The sequence below is a fragment of the Tautonia marina genome, assembly GCF_009177065.1.
GTDB lineage: Bacteria > Planctomycetota > Planctomycetia > Isosphaerales > Isosphaeraceae > Tautonia > Tautonia marina.
Map to the genome: position 1 here is coordinate 66,728 of NZ_WEZF01000005.1, position 19,253 is coordinate 85,980.

The 19,253-nt window shown below is 64.2% G+C and carries 14 protein-coding genes; 6 read left to right on the forward strand and 8 right to left on the reverse strand.

Translation table 11 applies throughout. The features are described from left to right. Positions 1-108: 108 nt before the first annotated feature. Positions 109-1,965 (reverse strand): arginine--tRNA ligase, encoded by a 1,857-nt coding sequence (gene argS, locus GA615_RS07670; protein ID WP_152050696.1) that lies wholly within the window; start codon positions 1,963-1,965, stop codon positions 109-111. A 43-nt stretch (positions 1,966-2,008) separates the two neighbouring features. Next, positions 2,009-2,557 (reverse strand): ribosome silencing factor, encoded by a 549-nt coding sequence (gene rsfS / locus GA615_RS07675; RefSeq protein ID WP_152050697.1) that lies wholly within the window; start codon positions 2,555-2,557, stop codon positions 2,009-2,011. Between the two features lie 404 nt (positions 2,558-2,961). Here rsfS and GA615_RS07680 point away from each other — a divergent pair, with 404 nt between their 5' ends. Continuing rightward, complete coding sequence (locus tag GA615_RS07680; RefSeq protein ID WP_152050698.1) at positions 2,962-4,077, forward strand: hypothetical protein; 1,116 nt, start codon at positions 2,962-2,964, stop codon at positions 4,075-4,077. Between the two features lie 144 nt (positions 4,078-4,221). After that, positions 4,222-5,058 (forward strand): hypothetical protein, encoded by an 837-nt coding sequence (locus GA615_RS07685; protein WP_152050699.1) that lies wholly within the window; start codon positions 4,222-4,224, stop codon positions 5,056-5,058. Here the strand turns inward: GA615_RS07685 and GA615_RS07690 are convergent. The 4 genes from GA615_RS07690 to GA615_RS07705 all read right to left on the reverse strand — a co-directional run bounded on the left by GA615_RS07690 (position 5,043) and on the right by GA615_RS07705 (position 11,585). Continuing rightward, positions 5,043-6,371 (reverse strand): glycosyltransferase family 4 protein, encoded by a 1,329-nt coding sequence (locus GA615_RS07690; RefSeq protein WP_152050700.1) that lies wholly within the window; start codon positions 6,369-6,371, stop codon positions 5,043-5,045. The genes GA615_RS07685 and GA615_RS07690 overlap by 16 nt on opposite strands. A gap of 141 nt (positions 6,372-6,512) precedes the next feature. Further along, positions 6,513-8,780: a hypothetical protein gene (locus GA615_RS07695; RefSeq protein ID WP_152050701.1), complete on the reverse strand. Its 2,268-nt coding sequence runs from the start codon at positions 8,778-8,780 to the stop codon at positions 6,513-6,515. 72 nt (positions 8,781-8,852) lie between these two features. Continuing rightward, entirely contained in the window at positions 8,853-10,418 is a 1,566-nt protein-coding gene (locus GA615_RS07700; RefSeq protein WP_152050702.1) for a glycosyltransferase family 39 protein, read from the reverse strand. Positions 10,419-10,496: 78 nt separating this feature from the next. Next, positions 10,497-11,585, reverse strand: a complete 1,089-nt coding sequence (locus GA615_RS07705; protein WP_152050703.1) for a glycosyltransferase — start codon at positions 11,583-11,585, stop codon at positions 10,497-10,499. A 185-nt stretch (positions 11,586-11,770) separates the two neighbouring features. Between GA615_RS07705 and GA615_RS07710 the strand changes: the two genes are divergently transcribed. Together GA615_RS07710 and GA615_RS07715 are read left to right on the forward strand one after the other, a co-directional pair. After that, positions 11,771-12,886 (forward strand): sugar transferase, encoded by a 1,116-nt coding sequence (locus GA615_RS07710; RefSeq protein ID WP_152050704.1) that lies wholly within the window; start codon positions 11,771-11,773, stop codon positions 12,884-12,886. Next, positions 12,846-13,862 carry a glycosyltransferase family 2 protein gene (locus tag GA615_RS07715; RefSeq protein WP_152050705.1) on the forward strand — a complete coding sequence of 339 codons (1,017 nt, stop codon included), beginning with the start codon at positions 12,846-12,848 and terminating at the stop codon, positions 13,860-13,862. The genes GA615_RS07710 and GA615_RS07715 overlap by 41 nt, the downstream gene beginning before the upstream one ends. A gap of 45 nt (positions 13,863-13,907) precedes the next feature. Here the strand turns inward: GA615_RS07715 and GA615_RS07720 are convergent, their stop codons facing one another. Beyond that, positions 13,908-14,888: a transketolase family protein gene (locus tag GA615_RS07720; protein ID WP_152050706.1), complete on the reverse strand. Its 981-nt coding sequence runs from the start codon at positions 14,886-14,888 to the stop codon at positions 13,908-13,910. Between the two features lie 83 nt (positions 14,889-14,971). Then, a complete protein-coding gene (locus GA615_RS07725) occupies positions 14,972-15,808 on the reverse strand; it encodes a transketolase (RefSeq protein WP_152050912.1) in 837 nt (278 codons plus the stop codon). 210 nt (positions 15,809-16,018) lie between these two features. Between GA615_RS07725 and GA615_RS07730 the strand changes: the two genes are divergently transcribed. Together GA615_RS07730 and GA615_RS07735 are read left to right on the forward strand one after the other, a co-directional pair. Continuing rightward, a complete protein-coding gene (locus tag GA615_RS07730) occupies positions 16,019-16,873 on the forward strand; it encodes a SirB1 family protein (RefSeq protein WP_235905209.1) in 855 nt (284 codons plus the stop codon). 173 nt (positions 16,874-17,046) lie between these two features. Continuing rightward, positions 17,047-19,236 carry a redoxin domain-containing protein gene (locus GA615_RS07735; protein WP_152050708.1) on the forward strand — a complete coding sequence of 730 codons (2,190 nt, stop codon included), beginning with the start codon at positions 17,047-17,049 and terminating at the stop codon, positions 19,234-19,236. Positions 19,237-19,253: the final 17 nt, after the last annotated feature.

Here is a 19,253-nt window from a genome sequence, read left to right on the forward strand (position 1 = left end):
GTGCTCCGGTCCGGCCCGGCACTGGCAGAGCCAGTGGCACCCAGCATTCGATTGAGACATGAGCACGCGCACACAATAACATAAAGGCGGCTCCGATGCTTGATAGCCTTACATGCGATCGACAACGTCGATGCCAAGGACGTTGAGGCCGAAGGCGAGGGTGCGGCCGGTGAGGTCGCAGAGGGCGAGGCGGCTGGAGCGGCGCTCGGGGGATTCGGCCTTGAGGACGGGGCATTGCTCGAAGAAGGAGCTGAAGTCGTTGGCGAGGCCGAAGAGGTAGTCGGTCAGGATGTTCGGCTTCAGTTCCGAGGCGGCGGTGTCGAGGGTCTCGGGAAGGCGGACGAGGGTCAGGGCGAGGGATCGCTCGGCGGGATGGGTGAGGAGGATGGGGGGAACGGCGGAGCGGATTGCCTCGGGGGTGGTTTCGCCTTTGCGGAAGATGGAGCGGGTGCGGGCGTAGGCGTATTGAAGATAGGTGGCGGTGTTGCCGGTCATGGCGACCATCTTGTCGAGGTCGAAGACGTAGTCGCTGAGCCGGTTCTGCGACAGGTCGGCATATTTGACGGCGCCGATGCCGACGACCTCTGCGACGCGGGAGCGTTCGTCGTCGGAGAGGTCGGGGCTGTTGGCGTTGACGACCTCGCGGGCCTTGGCGACGGCCTCGTCGAGCAGGGATTCAAGGCCGACAACGTCGCCGGATCGGGTCTTGAAGGGGCGGCGATCGGCGCCGAGGATGGTGCCGAAGGCGACGTGGTCGAAGCGGACGTCGGCGAATCCCCAGCGTTTGGCCACGTCGAAGACCTGCTTGAAGTGGTCTCCCTGGCGGCTGTCGACGACGTAGAGCAGGCGATCGGCGTGGAACTCGTCCTCGCAGTATTTGACCTTGGCCAGGTCGCTGGTGGCATAGGTGAAAGCGCCGTCACGTTTCTGGACGATCATCGGGGCCTTGGTGGCCTTGGTGAAGACGACGGTCGCCCCTTCGCTGGGTTCGGCGAGCCCCTTGGCCTTCAGGTCGTCGACCACGGCGGGGAGCATGGTGTCGTAGAAGCTCTCGCCGAGCTGAACATCAAAACGAACGCCGAGGCGCTCGTAAATGCCTTCGAGAGCGCCGAGGCAATGGGGCATGAACTGCTCCCAGAGCTGGCGGTTCTCGGGGTCGCCGGCATGGAGCTTCGCGGTTTCATCGCGGGATTGCTCGACGACGGATTTCCCTTCAGCAACGGTTGACTCGATCTCGGAGCGGGAGAGGCCGGAATCGCCGAGGAGCTTGGCGAACAGGGCGTCGGCCTCGTCGGCCTTGCCTTCGGCTTCGAGGGCGCGGACCTTGTCGAGCTTCGGGCCGAGATCCTCAGCGAGCTTCATCTTCGAGGCGGCCAGGCGATAGAGGCGGGCGAGTTCGCCAACGGGGTCGCGGTCGTAGGCATCGGGGTCGCGGTGGTGCTTCCATCCCCAGAGGATCTGGCCGAACTGGAGGCCCCAATCGCCCAGGTGGTTGTCGCGGATGACCTTGTGACCGAGGCAGCTAAGGAGCCGGGCCAGGCTTTCGCCGATGACGGTGGAGCGGATGTGGCCGACGTGCATCGGCTTGGCAACGTTCGGCGAGGAGTAGTCGATGATGATCGACTCAGGAGCTTCGACGGGTTCGACGCCGAGCCGGTCATCGTTCAGAAGGGTTACGAGAACCTCCGACAGCCATTCCGAGCGCAGGCGGACGTTGAGGAAGCCGGGGCCGGCGATCTCGGGGGGATCGGCGATGGGATCAAGCTGGACCCGATCGGCGACCTGGGCGGCGAGTTCGCGGGGGTTTTGCTTTGCGCGCTTGGCCGCGGCCATGCAGCCGTTGGCCTGGTAGTCGCCGAATTTGGGGTCGGTGCTCGGGCGAACGGCCTGGGCGAATTCGTCGGGGGAGACTCCCTCGGGAGCGGCGTCGGCAAACGCTCGGCGGAGGCGCATCAAGACGTTCATGGGTGGCAATCGCGTCCGGGAGAGGCGGGAGGGTCGCAGCGGGTCAGGCCGAGGGCTGGTCGGGAGCGGTCGAAGCCGAGGAGGAGTCGTCCGGTTGCTCATTCCACTCGATCCGGGGGGCATCGCCCCAGATGTCCTCGATGGAATAGAACTCTCGGGCGTCTTCGGAGAAGACATGGACGACGAAATCGCCGTAGTCGATCAGGGTCCAGCGGCCTTCCTCGGACCCTTCGATGCCGAGTTTGAACTCCTTGCGCTGCTTCATCTCGTGATCGATTTCCGAGATGATCGCGTTGAGTTGTCGGCGAGACGGCGCGGTGATCACCACGAAGTAATCGAACAACGGGGTGGACTGGCGCAGGTCGAGCAAGACGACATCGCGGGCGCGATTTTCGTGGGCAATCCGGGCGCAGACCTTGGCCAGCGCGAGGGCCGCTTCCTGGCGTTCGGGACTTGATCGAGAGACCGTGGCGGGGTCGATCTCGTCCTGAACGTCGTGGTATCGAGCCCGGCGCGGGAGGACCGGAAATTCCTCTCGGAGCGATTCCTCGTCGGGCGAGCCTTCAGGATGGGGAGAGTTGGTGTCGGGCATGGGTGCTCGGGAATGGGCTCGGATCAGCCGAGCGATGGAGGAGACCGATCGGGTCGCCGGGATCCGCTCTCTATCGACCCGGAACTCCCTGTTCCGGTTCGTGCAATACATTGATTCTACCAGGCGAGGCGGCTCTCGACCACGGCCGGACCCCCTGAGCATGGGTCTCGGTTCGGAAAAAGTTTGGGTGTTTTGTGACTAAGGGTCGGTTGAATCTCGATAGTGAAGTTAAGGGCCGAGGAACGATGACCACGATTCGTCGGTTCCAGACGCCTTTGATCCTTGGTCTAGCACCGTTGCAACGCGAGCACGTGCGCTCTCGGAACGATTTCGAATCGTCGCCGGGAGACTTGTCCCGCGAACTTGAACCACCTGTTGTGTCACACACCCTGGAGAGAAGTCGAATGGCGCTCAATCCCCTTCGAATAACGCTTGGGCCGCTCGGTGTTCGAAGCGCCGAGACCGGCTCGGCCTTCACGAGCGAAGCCGAGGCGGAACTGGCCCGCTTCCGAGCCCGTCGTGACGAGCTGCAACGCAACGTCCGGCGAGGCGAACTGACCCCAAAGGTCGCCCGTCGCCTGGCGGCGGAAACCGCGAGCGAGATTCGCCAGTCGCTTTCGCAACAGGCGGTTGGCTTCAGCGCGGTTCCGCGATCGTTCCTCGATCGCCTGGCGGAAGTGGCCTCGACCCGAGAACGGTCGCGCAATGCCGCCTCGCTCGAAGCCCTGCAACGGGAGACAAACCGGCTGCTCCGCGAATCGTTGATCGAGCAACAACTGCGCAATCGGGAGGAGGAATTCCGAGGCCAGGCGTATCTTCGCCCGGTGGCGGGGGGCGTTCCGGCCCCTTCGCTGGACAGCCTGCTCCGATTCCACGAAACCGCCACCCTCTCCCGAGACGATGCCGCTCGGGAATGGGCCCGGAGACAACTGGAAGCCTATCGGCCGATGGCTCCCGACCCTGACGATCAGCGGCAGATCGATCTGGCCTGCGATCGGCCGGATCGGGTCAATCCTCGACTCGTCGGCCGCTACCTTGAACAGCTCGACGGCGAATCGACCGACGATCTGGAATCGTTCGCCGAGCACGCGCTCGACGCCCAGGACGCAAACGCCTGTGTCGCAGCCTTCATGCTGGCGAGGAATGCTCCCGAAGGCCCCTCGCTCGGCTGGGTCCGGCGGGTGCTCAACGGGCTCGATCACTTTCCCGACGCCGCGCTGGTGACCCTTCGGGCCTGGGAAGCTGAAGCCCGAGCCGAGGAATCAGAGGTCGCGCGGGCCGAGGCCGATCGCATCGCCATGATCATTGAGGCCGAAGCCGCGATGCCTGCGCTTCAGGTGCCGTCCGACGCCGACCTGGAACGAGCCTCCCGCGTGGAAGGGATGCCCCTGGCGTCGCCCGACGAACCGATCGGCCTGGCCTTTGGCCGCCGAGGGTTCACCCCCGAGGAGTTTTCCGCCCTCAAAGCGATGCCTTCGGAGGATGCCGAGGCATCGATGGATCTCGACTCGAACTCCTGAGCGTTGGCTCGTCTCGCCCCGCGTCCCAAGTGCGGGGCCATCGCCTGAATTGAGAACCAACCACTGAACCCGATGAATTCTCGACCCCCTCGCCAACGCGCCCCGACCTCGGGGCGCGAGCGATCTTCGACCGGAGTGTGAGCGGTGAGTACAATCCCCTCCTTCTCAACCACCGACATCCCCGACCATTGGAGTCGGATTGTCAACGCCATCGTCGACGCTCAAGTCGCCTGGAGCACGCCTGACGACCTGGTTTCGGCGACGGGAATCGACGAGGAATCCGTGATTGACGCCCTCGCGGACATGGATGTGGACGGCTTGATTGATGTCTGGGAGCGTCCCGACGAGCTGGTCGTGACGCTTTCGGTGCTCGCGGCCGAGCGATTCGGCTACCACCTGATCGAAACCGGACCTCCGCTCATGCTCCGATGGGCCAGGGCAGGGGAGCCGGAGCCGGAACCTCCGAAGTCGACCCAGGTGTTGCGGTCGGCCTCGATGGCTCCGTTCCTGGCGTTGATCGACCCTCATCCCGGACCTGAGGTGGAGGTCGAGACCAACGAGCAAGCGGAGCGATATCAGGCCAACGGACATTTCGGCACCTTTCGGCGAGGGGCAGGGCGGGGGGAACCTCCCCATCCGACACTGCTGCTCGGCACCAACGTCAACGGCTGGTCCGGAGACTCGGTCGAAGGCCCAGAAACGTGCCCGGCCTGCCACTCGCGACCGCTCCCCGCGTACGCCTACTGCCTCTGCTGCGATCGGTGGGGGCTCGACGCCCCGAATCCGGTCCCCTCATCGGCCCGGGGAAGAACCTGGGAGGCCGCCTCTCGAAATCCCGGAGGCGCTCGGATCAACCCGACCGATCGTCGGGATCGTGCCAGGAAGGCGCATCAACCGCCGTTGGTCCGACTCCGGAAGGAACACGAGCGTCGGGAACGGTTGATCCATCGCGAGCAGAGACGGAATCAACGCCCGGCCTGATGCCGAGCGAAGCTCACCGAGTTCGCCCGGCCTGCTCGATCTGCAAAGGAGGTCGCGTGCGAGTCGACACGGAGGTCGCGCCGGAACAGGCAATCGAGTTGCGCAGCGATGGTCGTGTAACAATCGTCCCACGAACAGCCCTGCGCAACCCGAAGACGTCCGGCATCACCGAGACGGCGAGCCGTTTCCGGCTGATCGATGAGCCATTCCAGCGCTGAGGAGAGTTTCTCGACGTGTCCGAACGGCACGAGGACGCCGGTTCGGTCGTGTTCGACCACCTCGGCCACGCCGCCGGCGGCAGCGGCCACGACCGGCTTGCCGTTGGCCCAGGCTTCCAGAAAGACAATGCCGAACGAGTCGGTCCGAGACGGCATGGCAAAGATGTCGATCGCGTCGAAGAAGTCGGCCTTATCGGTGATTGAGAGGGGGCCGGTTCGGATCAGCCAGCGACGGGTCTCCGAGGGCAATTCGTCCGCGAATCGCTCGAAATGGGGAGAGCTGACCCCGGCCAGAACCAGGGCGACCGGATCATCGGCCGGCCTCGTGGCGTTCAGGGCCATGACCGCCCGGACCAGGTCGTTCGTCCCTTTGTTCGGGTCCAAGGTGGCGAGATGACCAATTATCGGCTGCCCCGGCCGAATCCGTCGCGAGGCCCGAAACCGATCCCCCTGACCGCCGCAAACCTCGGACGGTTCAAATCCCATCGAGACCTTCACGATCCGGGATCGGGGGATTCCCCAACTTGCCACGGCGTCGGCTTCCAGATCGGTGACGACCACGACGGCATCGGCTTCGCGGAGCAATCGCACCTGATGCGGTTTCGTGTAATGGCGGTGGACCGGATCGCCGGGCGTTGCCAGGTGGAGGAAGGGGGTGAGGATTAAGGGCGCTCCGCTCGACCGGGCCTTCTTCCAGGCGGCGAAGGAAAAATTCGTGAACGGAAAACCGACCGCAAAGACAGCGTCGTAGGTCTCGCTCGCCCGTTGCAGGTCGGGGATGAGGGGCATGTACGAGGCATATCGGCATTGGGTGGGCCAGTGGGGGACATAGCTCAGGAGCTTGCCGACATAGCGCTGCATCGGAATGTGTCGAACCGGGAAGCGCCGCACCCGAGCGCCGTCGATGGTCGAGACGGCCGGCTCATCGAGGCGGGCACGTCGGGGATCGTTGAAATACCAGAGATCGCGAGCATCGCTTGTCAGCACATCGACGTCATTACCCTCAGCCACCAGGCGGCGGACCATCGCCCGACCGTAGGTTTCCGCACCGCCGAGACACGGGGCATAGCGGTGGGTGTACCAGGCAATCCGCATCGGTCGATGTCTCCTCGCGCCTCGGGCCCTTTCGACGGTGCAGGCCCTTCGTTTCCGCAGTCGGCGTTGACGATCGTTTGAAGGTGACGCCTTCAGATCACGAATCAACTTGCATGAGCATGGTGACGCGCGCCGAACCTGTTACCGATTCCGATGGGGCGTTTCTGCCTTCGGTCCGAATGCCAGGACATGCTGGGAACCTCGCTCCGCGTCATTCGCCCATCGAAGGCAGACGCCCCGCACGATCATTGAGACCGGCTCGCGTTCTCCTTCAAAGCGTTTCCGGACGCGAGAGAGGGCGAGCGCTCCGTCACTTTCAAGGTGGAACTGCCCCTGCGATTCGGGCAGCAGGAAGGGAGGGCTGACGTGCAGGCCAAACTCGCCGGGAGCGACCGTCCAGGTCCAGACGGCCCGATCACCGTCCTTCAGGGTCACTGTGCGCGGGCCACCGAGCGCCCGGGCCTCGAAGGCGAAGACCAGCGGTTCCTCAGGGTCTGGATTGACGAACTCGATCGCTGGAGACGCGGTCGCCAGGCGAACGAATCCATCCTTCGGCAAGAGATAATAGCCTCCCCAGTCTTCCGATCCGAGGGCGATCGGAGCGCGGGGCTTCGGCATCAACTCGCGGTCAAAGATGGCCAATGCGCCATCGTCGTAGCAGCGGGCGTGATCGAGCGCCGCGTCCATCCGACTGATCTGTTCCGCGGGCATCTCACTGGCACGATGCAGGACGACGAACCGCAGGTCGTGATGCGTGAGATAAAGCCAGGCATAATCATGAAAGTCGGCATTACGGATCAGGTCGAAATGTTCCGTGCCGGAGGGGCCGGGGAAGCTGGCTTCCATCATCCGGGTGTCGGCAAACGGGGAATTCCAGCTCATCAGGTCATCGTGCGGCCGGTTCTGATGGCCGGAGTAACCGGCCGTGGTGCGTCCGCCGTGCAAGGCTTGCCAGTAGGTGAGCCGAGCGTTGAAGGAGTGAGCATTCCCAGAATTCATGTGCGGAATGTCAATCCAGGCAGCGTCGGGATGATGTTCGCGAAGCCAGGTGTACCCTTGTGGAAGCGCAGGAAGTGCCTCGGCACCGTAAGGAACCTGGGCCAGATCCACCACCGCGACCACCAGAACGATCGCCAGCGCGAGTCCCCGCGTCATCGGCCGCGACCATCGCGCACGAAGCTGCATCCAGGCCGCTCCGGCAAGGATTCCCGTACAGACCGGCACAAAGAGCTTGAACCGCGCCGGGACCCGGATCAGCCGGAAGGGGACGAACCACTCCCAGTCGCGGAGCCAACCGGCCGGCATGGCAATCCGGTGAGGTCCGTACTGAAGATGCGAGCCCAGGGAGAGGACGACCAGAATGGCCGCCGACCACCACCAGAACCCTGCATCCCGGAACCGGACGTTCCCCCACCACGCCCGAGCGACGAGGGCCAGGGAAACGATGCCGAGATACGCCATCCCCTCGCCCGATGTTCGCGTCGCGCCGTGGAGATCGATCGGGAAGAACCCCTGAAGCACCTGGCCCGGCATCGGGACGACGTAGGCCCACCAGGGGGCGCCGTAACGCTCAAATTCCGCCTTGGGACGGATTCCCGCCTGACCGTTCACGACGTTCCAAAGTTGACCGGCGAAGAGGACCATCAAGACCGGAAGGCAGATCGCGATGAACGCGGTCATCCAGGCTCCTCGAACCCGGAGCCACCCGAGCCTCGTTCGCTTCGGCTGTCTCGTCACCTTCCAGACCAGATACAGGGCGGCCGGAAAGATCGCAAAGACCATGAAATACGCCGCGCACATCGCGAGGAGGATGAACCCGGCCACGGCGGCGATCAATCGCCCCCAGCCCGGCCGCTCGATCAATCGCATCCAACCGAGGAAGAAGATCGGAAATCCACCGACATAGATCAGTTCCAGGTGAGCATGCGAGTGGATCAGCACCGGACCGCTCAGCATGGCCAGCAGCCCGGCCAGCGTTGCCGCGGCATCATCCCGAAGGACAAATCGCGCCAGGAAGAACGTACCCAGGCCCGTCAGCAAGAAGCCGAACAGCCAGATCAGGTTGAAGCAAAGCACATCATTGTCACTGATCGTTGAAATCACGAGATAGATCAGCGATTGCACGTGAAGCGGCGAGAAGTTCCCGATCGGGGCACCGACGGGATATTGCAAGTCGGGGCAGACCAGGGGGGATCGTCCTTCGATCAAACACTGCTTGTACCAGCGCATGACCCAAAGGTGTTGAAGCGGATCACCCGTCGAGGGAAGTCTCGTGGTGAACGTCTTCACAAAGGGCCAGGTTGCCCCTGCGATGGCCACCAGATAGAGAGGGACCACCGCGATCGGTGTCCACCAGCGTCGAACGGGATCGAGGTGCTCGGGGTCGTGATCGGTCGCTTCGGTGTCCACGTGCCGGTTCCCATTGGCAGAAGGGATGACGGGGGTTCGCGTCGTCGTTTCTGGTCCGAACGTGATACTCAATCAGCGCCGGACCACATCCGAGGGGGTTCCCATCAGCACCAGGTCGCCCGGCACCTTGCGGTCGAAGATGTAGACACGAGCCTGATCAGGGTCAGCCCCTTTCGGCACGATGGTTTCGGGTTGCAAGGGGCCGATCAGGGATCGGAGAATTTCGCAGTAGTCCCACTTGCCGTAGACGTGGGCCTCGCGTGCCACAACCCAGCGGGCGTCCTGATCGGCTCCGGCATAGATCACGTCGGCGAAGGTGTAGCCGGGATAATCGCCGTAAAACTGGCTCCACCCGGTCAGGTCAACCACCTTTTCGCCAGGCTGCACATGGTCGGTGAGCCACTCGGCCGCGTCTCGGTAGGCGGCAAAGGGCCCATTCAACGGGGCCTGATGTCGGGGAACCGACGGCAGGATGAGTGCGGCAATGGCCAGCAACCAGAAAATCGGACCGGGTCGAATGGCCTCTCCCGGGGCTCCGATCAGGCGTCCCGGAATTGTGACCCACCGCAGGAGATGATCAACCGCGAGCGCGGCGAAGGGAATGAGCATCATCGCCGGAATCATGGCATGCCGAGGGCTGCAGTAGCCTCCGGTGGCGTGCAACCTCATCAAGCCGAGGAACGAGATCACCAGCAGCAGCGTTAGAAACAACGCCTGACGCGCGGACCTCGCATTGCGTTTGGCCCGATACAGGCCAATGGGGACCAGCACGAGAATGGGAATCGTCACCGCGTCGCGGATCGACTCGAACACGACCTTGGCGGCGACCAGATAGGTTTTGACGACCGACTGATTCGGGTCGAAGGGTCGGTTTCGCTCGACGGCCTCGGCTCCGGAAGGGGCAGCGGTGCCAATCAACCGAGCGATGGCGGGCTTCGTTCCCACGCCTCCCTTGCTGATCATGAAGGGGGCGATAACGAGGGCCGGAACGATTACGAGCAAGCCCACTGCCGCCCACCAGCGCGACCATTCCAGTCGCGTGCTTTTCAGGGCCGGCATCAGGGCGAGGGTCGCGGTCATCGTCAGCGGAAGGAGCAAGCCTTCCGGCCGAGTGAAATAGGCCAGAATGGTGGCGGCGATCATGGGAGCGAGCCAGGCGAATCGACCGTCTTTCAGGAACCGCAGGCCGGCCCAGACTCCCCATGTCCAGAACAGGAGGAACGTTCCTTCGCTCAGGACATCGGCCAGGACGTTAGACATGACCGGCGCCCCGAAGCAAAGGACGCAAGCCATCCAGGCCACGCGGCCCCCCACCAGTTCCAGGGCCACCAGATAGAGCGGGAGGACCAGGAGAATGCCAGCCATGACCGACGCCATTTGCGCCGCGCGTTGCCAGTCGAGCGGAGCCTCTCCCCCCTCCAGCCCGTGAGCCAGGGCGATGGCAACCGGATAGGCCGGATGGTCGATCGACTTGAGCAAGCCGCCGACGATCTCACCGGCTTCAATCACCTTGGCCTGGCGAATGTAGCGGAGCCCATCGGCGTAGATGATCGACGTCCGGGAGGTTTTCCAGATGAGGAGGTTTCCCGCCGCGACCATCAACAAGACGACGACGAATCCATGTTGCAATCGGCTCATGCGACCCCTCCCTGGGACGCGAGATTCCGCGGCCTCCCGTCACGATTCGTGGCAGGATGGTTCTTTGGAAGTCGGGTTTTACCGCGATCGGTTGCGATCGTCGAGACGAATCGGCCGTCTCCTGTAGGAATCGCGGGGCCTTCGGCGCGGAACTGTTCGGACGGCGGGGGACGCGCCCAGGATGCTCCGTTCGGCAAACCGTCGCACCTCGACTCCCCGGAGCCCTCGATCGGAGTCGAGCGTTCGGGCAACCCATTCGACGGCGTTCCAGGCGTTTGCGTCATCGGTGCGGCCGGCCATCCGGCACACGAGCCGTCGAAACCTTGCCTCGCAGGCGATCACCCAGCCCAGGATTCTCGCCTCCCAGCGGGGACGGAACTTCAAGAAGTAGAGCAGTTTGCTGTGGCGGGTCACGATGCGAAGGACCGGGCTAATCGCCCTCGACTGCAACGGGCGAAGGTGTCCGAGGGTAATCGAGTCGTCGAACTCGACCGACCAGCCCCGATCGCGAGCCGATCGACAGAGCGCAACTTCCTCATGATAGAGGAAAAAGTCCTCGTCCATCCCTCCGAACTGGTCCAGGACCACCGTTTGAACAAGCAAGCAGGCACCCGTGACCCAGGGAACCGGGCCGGGCCGTGTGCGGGACAGGGACCAGTACTTGCGACGCGACCGAGGGGTGCAGACTTCCAGGAGACAGCCCGCCAGGGTCGGGAACGACCCGACCGAGTGCTGCCGCGATCCGTCCTCGTTGCTCAGGGCGAAGCCGACGATCCCCGGAGGCCCTTCGGCCCTGGCCTCGTAGGAGGCGATTCGGTCGAGGATTTTCGAAGGAAGATCCGAGTCGGCGAAGGTGTCCGGGTTCAGCAGAAGGAGCCAGCGAGCGGCAGTCTGTCGCCAAGCCGTATTGACTCCTGCCGCAAAACCGGCATTGTCAGGGCTCAGAAGCACGCGAATCCCGGATCGGCCCGTCACACCGGACGGCGGTGGGGCATCCGAGGCATTGTCGACGAGAATCAGCTCGCACCCTCCGTCGATCCGCGTCAGCGCCGCCGCCATCGCCTCCACCAGCCGCTCGCAATCGGGCCAGGAGTTGAAGTTGACGATCACAATCGCCAAAGTCGGGGGCGTTGGGCATTGCGGCCCTTCGAGCGGTGCGATGGTCATCCGAGCTCGGCCCTCGTTCGAGAAATGGCTCCGGGGGAGAGATCGTGAGAATCACTGGAATCCCCTGGAAGACCAGACCGATGGTAACGCTTGAGCCGATTCGCTAAAGGCCGATTTCGCGGCGATCGCGTGGCCGGCTCGAATCCGGCCGCTTCCCACGACACCGAGGGAACGGTGCAGACCCGATGAAGGAATCATCCTCCCCTGATCAGCCCTCCGTTTCGGCTCGGTCGAGCGGTTCTTCGGAATCGGGCCGGGTTTTGATTGTCGGGGCTCGTCGCCGGCTTCGGCGCCTCGGAACCATGCTCGACCAGCGGCCCTGGTCTGGATTGCGGATTGTCGGATTCGTGGATCGTTCGGGCAGAGGTCGGCAACTGGCCCTCCATCCCGGTTCCGAACCGATTCCGGTCCTCGGTCGCCTGGAGCGGCTCTCCGACGTAATTCGAAGCTCGCGAGCGACGCATATCATTGTGGCCCTCTCCGATCATCCGAGCCGGAATTCCGATCCGGAACTCCATGCGCTCCAGAACCCCAAGCTTCGAGTGCACTGGATGGCAGACGAGACGGGATCGACCGCCCAGGAGCGAGGTTCCCGGGCCGATCTTCCCCACCACCGCTACCAGCCCGCTCACACGATCGGCGAGTCGATCCATTCTGGTCGGATCGCCAAGCGATTGCTCGATCTGATATGCGCGGCGTTAGGGCTGCTGGTGATGTCGCCGATTTTCGCGGCCATCGCACTCTTGATCTACACGACCTCGGGTCGGCCGATCTTTTACACACAGGATCGAATTGGGCAGGGGGGCCGGCTGTTCAAGATCATCAAGTTCCGCAGCATGAAACCGAACGCCGAGAGTGATACCGGCCCCATCTGGGCGGCCAACCACGACGACCGCTGCACCCCGATCGGCGACTGGCTCCGGCATTCCTGTCTCGACGAACTGCCCCAACTGATCAATATTCTTCGGGGCGACATGAGCCTGGTCGGCCCTCGTCCCGAGCGTCCCATTTTCGTCGAGCGCTTTCAGGAGGAGGTGCCCGATTACCCCCTGCGACACGTTGTGCCGGTGGGTCTGACCGGTTGGGCACAGGTCCACGGCTGGCGGGGCCGAACGTCGATCCGCAAGCGGCTGCAGTACGACCTCGACTACGTGCGCCGCTGGTCCTTCTGGCTCGACGTGAAAATTCTGTGGATGACCGCCCTGCACGTGGCCTTCGGCAAGGTCGATTGGGGCATGCCTCGCAACCGGAGGGTAGACCGTGAACCGACCGACGCTCTCGGTCGTGATACCCACGCATAACGGCCGGCACCTGCTGCCCGCTTGCCTGGAGAGCCTCCGCAGGCACCGTCCCGAAGGGCTTCACCTAGAAGTGATCGTCGTGGACGATGCCTCGCTCGACGGTTCGGCCGAATGGCTCCATGCGCACGCTCCAGACGTTCGGCTGATCCGCCTGGAACGCAACGCCGGGTTCTGTGTGGCCGCCAACGCCGGAATTGCCGCGGCCCGGGGCTCGATCATCCAGCTCTTGAACAATGATGCCGAGGTCTGCGAAGGGTGGACCGAGGCCGGTCTGGCTCCCTTTCAGGACTCGAGCGTCGGCTCGGTCGCTCCCCTGGTGCTGATCCGATCGCGGCCCGAACTCGTCGATTCGGCCGGCGATTGCTACGCGTTCTTCGGCTGGCCGTCGAAACGAGGGCATCGTCAGTCGGCCGATCGCTGGAGGCTCGAACCCGCCGGGGAAGTCTTCGGCGCGAGTGCCTCAAGCGCCTTCTATCGGGCCGAGGCCCTGCGGAAGGTGGGGCCGTTTGACCCTTCGTACGGGTCGTACTACGAGGATGTTGACCTGGCGTTTCGGCTCCGATGGGCCGGGTATCGTTGCGTCTTCGAGCCGGAGTGCCGGATCTTGCACGACGTCTCGGCCACCTACGACCACGGCAGCCCAAGCCTGCACCGCCGCATGGCGAAGAACGCTGAGGCCCTGTTCTGGTCGAACCTGCCCGCGGGATGGCTCGTCGCGGCCCTGATTCCCCACCTGGGATTTCTGGTGGTTCAGTTCGCCTGGAAAGTGGTGAAGGGCAGGGGACGGCCGTTTCTGCTGGGGAAGCGAGACGCGATTATCGAGCTTCCTCGGTTGCTCAAACTTCGAGCGCATCGCAAGCAACTGGCCCGATCGGCCGTGGCTCCCCTGAGCTTTCGGCTCGGACTGGTGCCGGTCGGGGCGGCGGTCGATCACATCGCGCAACCGATCCAGGCCGGGGCTTACGTCAATCCGTAAGGCTCCGGCCTGGCTCGCTTGCACGGTTCGTTCGGTCCGCTTCGCTCAGGCGTTCTTGGCGGAGACAGCTGCCTCGGCGGCCTCGACGACCTTGGAGGCGGTCAGGCCGTACTTCTCGAGCAGGGCCTCGGGCGATCCGCTTTCGCCGAACGAGTCACCGAGATTGACGTAGCGGATCGGCACCGGTTGAGCTTCCGCGAGGGTCATGGCCACGACGCTGCCGAGTCCGCCGTGGGCCAGGTGCTCCTCGGCCACGACAATCGCCCCCGTTTCCCGAGCGGCGGCCAGCACGGCCTCTCGGTCGAGCGGCTTGATCGTGTGCATGTCGAGCACGCGAGCGTTGATCCCCTTGCCGGCCAGTTCGTCGGCGGCATCGAGGGCCGAGGCAACCATCAGGCCATAGGCAATGATGGTGACGTCCTTCCCATCGCGGAGCTGGTTCGCCTTGCCGATCGTAAACGGGGCCGAGTCCTCGGTGTAGACCTTCGGCACGTCGGGACGGCCGGTCCGGAGATAGACCGGTCCCTTGTAGTCAAGAATGGCCTTGGTGGCCGCGTTGGTGGAAGCTTCGTCAGCCGTGACGATGACGACGAAGCCCGGCAGGGAGCAGGCCAGGCTGACATCCTCGATCCCCATTTGCGAGGCACCATCCTCGCCGATCGAGATGCCGGCATGGCTGCCGACCACCTTGACGTTCAGCTTCGGATAGGCAACCGCCATCCGCAACTGGTCGTAGGCATTGCACAAGATGAAGGCCGCGAAGCTGGCAATCACCGGAGTCTTGCCACACGAGGCCAGGCCGCCGGCGATGCCGACGAGGTTGCTCTCGGCAATGCCGATGTTGAAGAAGCGGTCCGGGAACTTCTTGCCGAACCATTCGGTCCGGGTCGAGTTGGAAACGTCGGCATCAACCACGACCACATCCGGATAGTCGCCGCCGAGCGCCTCCAGGGCGCGGCCAAACGCGTCCCGGGTGGCCTTGCCGATCGCTCGCTTGGACTGCAACGCAGAGGAAGCGCCCGCCATGAGTGTCGTCACCTATGTCTTGTGTTGAATGATCTTGCTTGAATGTTCGATCGTTGAGCTGCGGAGGGAAGACTCAGGGCAGGTCAAGCGGTTGCCTCGACCTCGGCAATGGCCTCGTCCAGGTCCTGGGGCTTCACCGGCTTGCCATGGAAATTCTCGTCCGAGAGCTTCGCCAGGAGCTTGAGCATTCCTTGACCCTTGCGCGTCAGGGCGACAATGCAGGTCGGCTGTCCCTTGACGGCTCGGGCACGCTCCAGTGCGGTGACCACCTCTTCCATGTCGTTGCCGTTGATGACCTGGGTCTGCCAGCCGAAGGCGGCGAACTTACCGTCAATCGGGTCCATGTTCAGGACGTCTTCGGCGGCTCCGGTCTGCTGGTAGTGGTTGCGATCGACAATGCAGGTCAGGTTATCCAGCTTGTACTTCGCGGCCGAAGCGGCGGCTTCCCAGATCTGCCCCTGGCCCAGCTCGCCATCGCCCGTCATGACATAGGTGTGGTACGACTTGCCATCGACACGGGCGGCCAGTGCGTGGCCGACACCAATCGAGAGCCCTTGACCGAGTGATCCGGTGGACGCCTCGATCCCTGGCAAGCGGTTCATGTTCGGATGCCCTTCGAGCGGGCTGCCGAGCTTGCGGAGGGTCATCAACTGATCTTTCGGGAAGTAACCCGCCTCGGCCATGGCCGCGTAAAGCACCGGCGCGGCGTGACCTTTCGAAAGGATGAAGCGGTCACGATCAGGCCAGCGGGGCTGCTTCGGGTCGTAGTTCATGAACCCGCCGAAGTAGAGCGCCGTCACCACCTCGGCGGCCGACATGGAACTGCTCGGGTGGCCCGAGCCGGCCTCGGTCGTGCTCTTGAGAATCTCGATGCGGATGGCCTTGGCGCGCTGTTTGAGCTCGTCGAGGTTGGCGGGCACGGTCAATTCCTCCAGGATGCGGCGTCGAAACGGCCCTTGAACATAAGGATCCCGCATGGGTTTGGGCAAGAGCGCTTCCCGTGAAGCCCGAGGCGAATGGTTGAGAGCCGACGCTCGTGTTAGGATCGTGAGACGAACCTCCGCTCTCGCGACCGATGGTCCTGTCGCCGCGCAACCCATGTCTTTCCGATCGAGCGACGGAAACTGATTGTGCCCCGATTCGTTCCCGAAAGCCCTGAATTTCTCCAGCTTCTCAACGGGAATCCCAACGCGGATCTCGTGCGGATTGCCCTGGAAATTGCCCGAGACGCCTGTCCAGGGCTAGAGTTCGGTCCCTACCTTCAGCAACTCGACCAGCTGGCCGAGCGGGTTCGGTTTCGGATTCCTGAGGACGCCCCGACCCGGCTGTTGCTCCAGCAGATTAACTGGGTGTTGTACGTGGAAGAGGGATTCACGGGGAACGACTCGAACTACTTCGATCCGAACAACAGCTATCTCAACGAAGTCCTCGACCGCCGTACCGGGATTCCGATTTCGCTGGGCGTGCTTTACCGGGGGGTGGCCGAGCGACTCGGCCTGCCCCTGCATGGCGTCAATCTGCCCGCTCATTTCGTTCTCAGGGCCGATCAGGAGTCGGTGGAGCCGGTGTTCATCGATCCCTTCCACGGGGGCAGGCTCCTCGATCGAGACGCCTGCCAGAATCTGGTCGCCTCCCGAAGCGGAGCCGCCGTCGAGCTGACCGAGGAGCAGTTCCGTCCCATGTCCACGGCCGAGGTCGTGGCCCGGATGCTCCGGAACCTCCGCGCCCTTCACCTGCAAAGCGGCGATGCCGTGCTAGCCTTCGCGGTGTTGAAGCGGCTGGTAGCGCTCGAACCGATGGAAGGGGCGTATCGTCGAGACCTCGGGATCGTCGCGCTGGGGCTTGACCGGCTGGACGAGGGGATCGAACAGCTTTCGGCCTACCTGGAACAGGAACAACAGGCGACCGATGCCGGACGCATCCGGTCCCTGATCCTCGACGCCCGGCAACGGCGGGCCGAAGGGGATGGGCCGGCGGCGGGATGATCGAAACGATGGGCACAATCGGCTCAAGTTGCTCCCGGCTCTTGCCGATCCTCAGATGAAGGAGCAAGAGGCGAACGGCCCGGCCTCGGGTCGGATGCGTTACGCCTCGATCGCAGGAGTGCCTTCTGGGTCGCCAACTCGTGGGGCGAATCGAGGGGGACGGAGGAGTGTCCTTGCAGACGCGAAAGGTCGGATGGATCATCACGACCGCGCTGCTGGTGGTCGGATTGGCCGGTTGCCGAAACCTTCCCAGGGGCGGCCTTGGTCGCGGCCCGGATGTCAGGACCATAGCGGGCGTCGGGATCGGTCCCGAACGCCTGGCGATCCGGGAAGGGGCACCCTCGACGATTTCGAGTCGGGTGGATCCCCCGGCCAGCGACGAGGAGCCGGATGAGATCGTCGGCCAGGTGGTCGATGATCGCGGGGTTCCGGTCGCCAATGCTCGGGTTCGCCTGGCCGTCGACGGCACTCCTGGAGGTCGGGAGGTTGTCGGGACAACGAACCGATCGGGCCAGTTCCTGCTTCGAGGGCTTCGTCCCGGCGAAGAATACACGCTGATTGCCGAGTGGGATGACGGCCAGGAGTTCCTACTCGGTCGCTCGCAGGTTGCGGCCCCCTCGGAAAAGGTCCGGATCGAAGTGGCCTCGGTCGAGGGTTCGGATCGGCCGACGATGGCGTCGAACGCCGGCCTGGAATCGTCTCGAGTGGCCTCGTTCAACCGGGAGGATCGAGCCCCGGAACGCATCTCCCTGCTCGGGAATCAGCGAGAGGATGCGCCCGCCTCGCCTCGGCCCGACGATCGAGCCCCGTCCCGGAACCGAGCAGGGTGGATCCCCTTCGACTCGGTCAATCGAACGTCGCTCGATCCCTCGCAAGCGGGCGAGGACCGGGACGAGGGGCTTCGGTTTCCCGAGGCTGATCCCGTCGTCGAACAACCCAGGCCCGAGGGGAACGGTAATCCGAATTCCCCGCCTCCCCGAGCCGAACCCGACCCGCTTCGGGAACGCCTCGAATCGATTCAAGAGTCCTCGGACCTCGATCCAAACGACTTCCCCCTGCCGATGGCGGCGGTGGGTGAGCCGAGGCCGATTGAACAGGGTCAACCCGCGAGACGAATTCAGCCCGTGCCGCCGGCTTCGACTCCGGCACCGAGACCGATGACGGCCGGTTCTCCGCGGACCACGGCAGAAACCGTCCCTCTGGTCAGGCGGTTCGAACCGGCATCGGAGCACGATCGGGAGGAACCCGATCCGCCGCTTCTCATGACCGATGTTCCCCCCGAGATCGACCCGGCCGCACTCGAATCGGCGACCGACGCTCGGGGCTCAGGCTCGGCGGCCTCGGAACCGGGCTCCATGCGGCTGCCGGACCCCGAGCCCGAGATCTCGACCCCCTCGATGCCGGACGCTCGATCAGCGGTCGCCCCCTTCTCGGCAAGTGCGGAGGACGCCTTGGCCGCCCCGTCGCCAGAGCCGGAGAGCGAGCTTGCCTTTCCCGAGTCTCTGGAACCCGCCGAGCTGCCCTCGAGTGGGGATGCGACCGTCGAGGCTCGAACAGGGGCTTCGGCCCCGTTCTCCGAGCCGCCCGCTCCAGCCGAGATGGTCGAGACCGATCAAGGGGGATCGCCGTCGTCGATCGACTCGGGGCCAGCCCCGGAGCGTTCAGAGCCGATGACCGCCGAGAACGCTCGGACGTTCCGATGGTCCGACCTCCCGCCACCGGCCCCGTTGACCGCGGGATCGGCGGAGGAGAAGGAGAGCGACGGGGATGCCTCCGCCTCCGATGAGAACGGACCGGCAGGGTGGACGCGAGGACTCCTGAAATGGGTGTCGAGAGAGCGGGACGACACGGATCAGGAGGTTGCCTCGGTCGAACCTGCGGCTCAGTTTGACCCGCAGCGGAATCGTCTGGATGACTTCGTGCTGCCCGACCTCAACGGTCAGACCTTCCGGCTCAAGGAGACGGATGCGGACTACGTCTTGCTCTGTTTCTGGGGCACCTGGTGCGACCCTTGCGTGGCCGCGATGCCGCATCTGGCGGACCTGCAGCGCCAGTTCGGTCCCAGTCGGTTGCGTGTGGTCTCGATCGCCTACCAGCGGAACGGAGAGGGCGGGCCGAGGTCGTTGGCTCGTGTGTCGCGTCGCCTGGGCTTGAACTATCCGATCTTGCTGGCCCCGACCGATCAGCCGTGCCCGGTCGCCGGAGCGATGGCGGTGCAATACTACCCGACGCTCGTCCTGCTCGATCGCCAGGGGAACGTCGTCCACCGCGAGACGGGAGCAACCGGCGACAAGCTGATGAGGCTCGACCGGGCGATCGCCGCCGCGATGGACGAGTCGGTCATGACCGTCACGAAACGCTGAGAATCTCCCTGATTTTT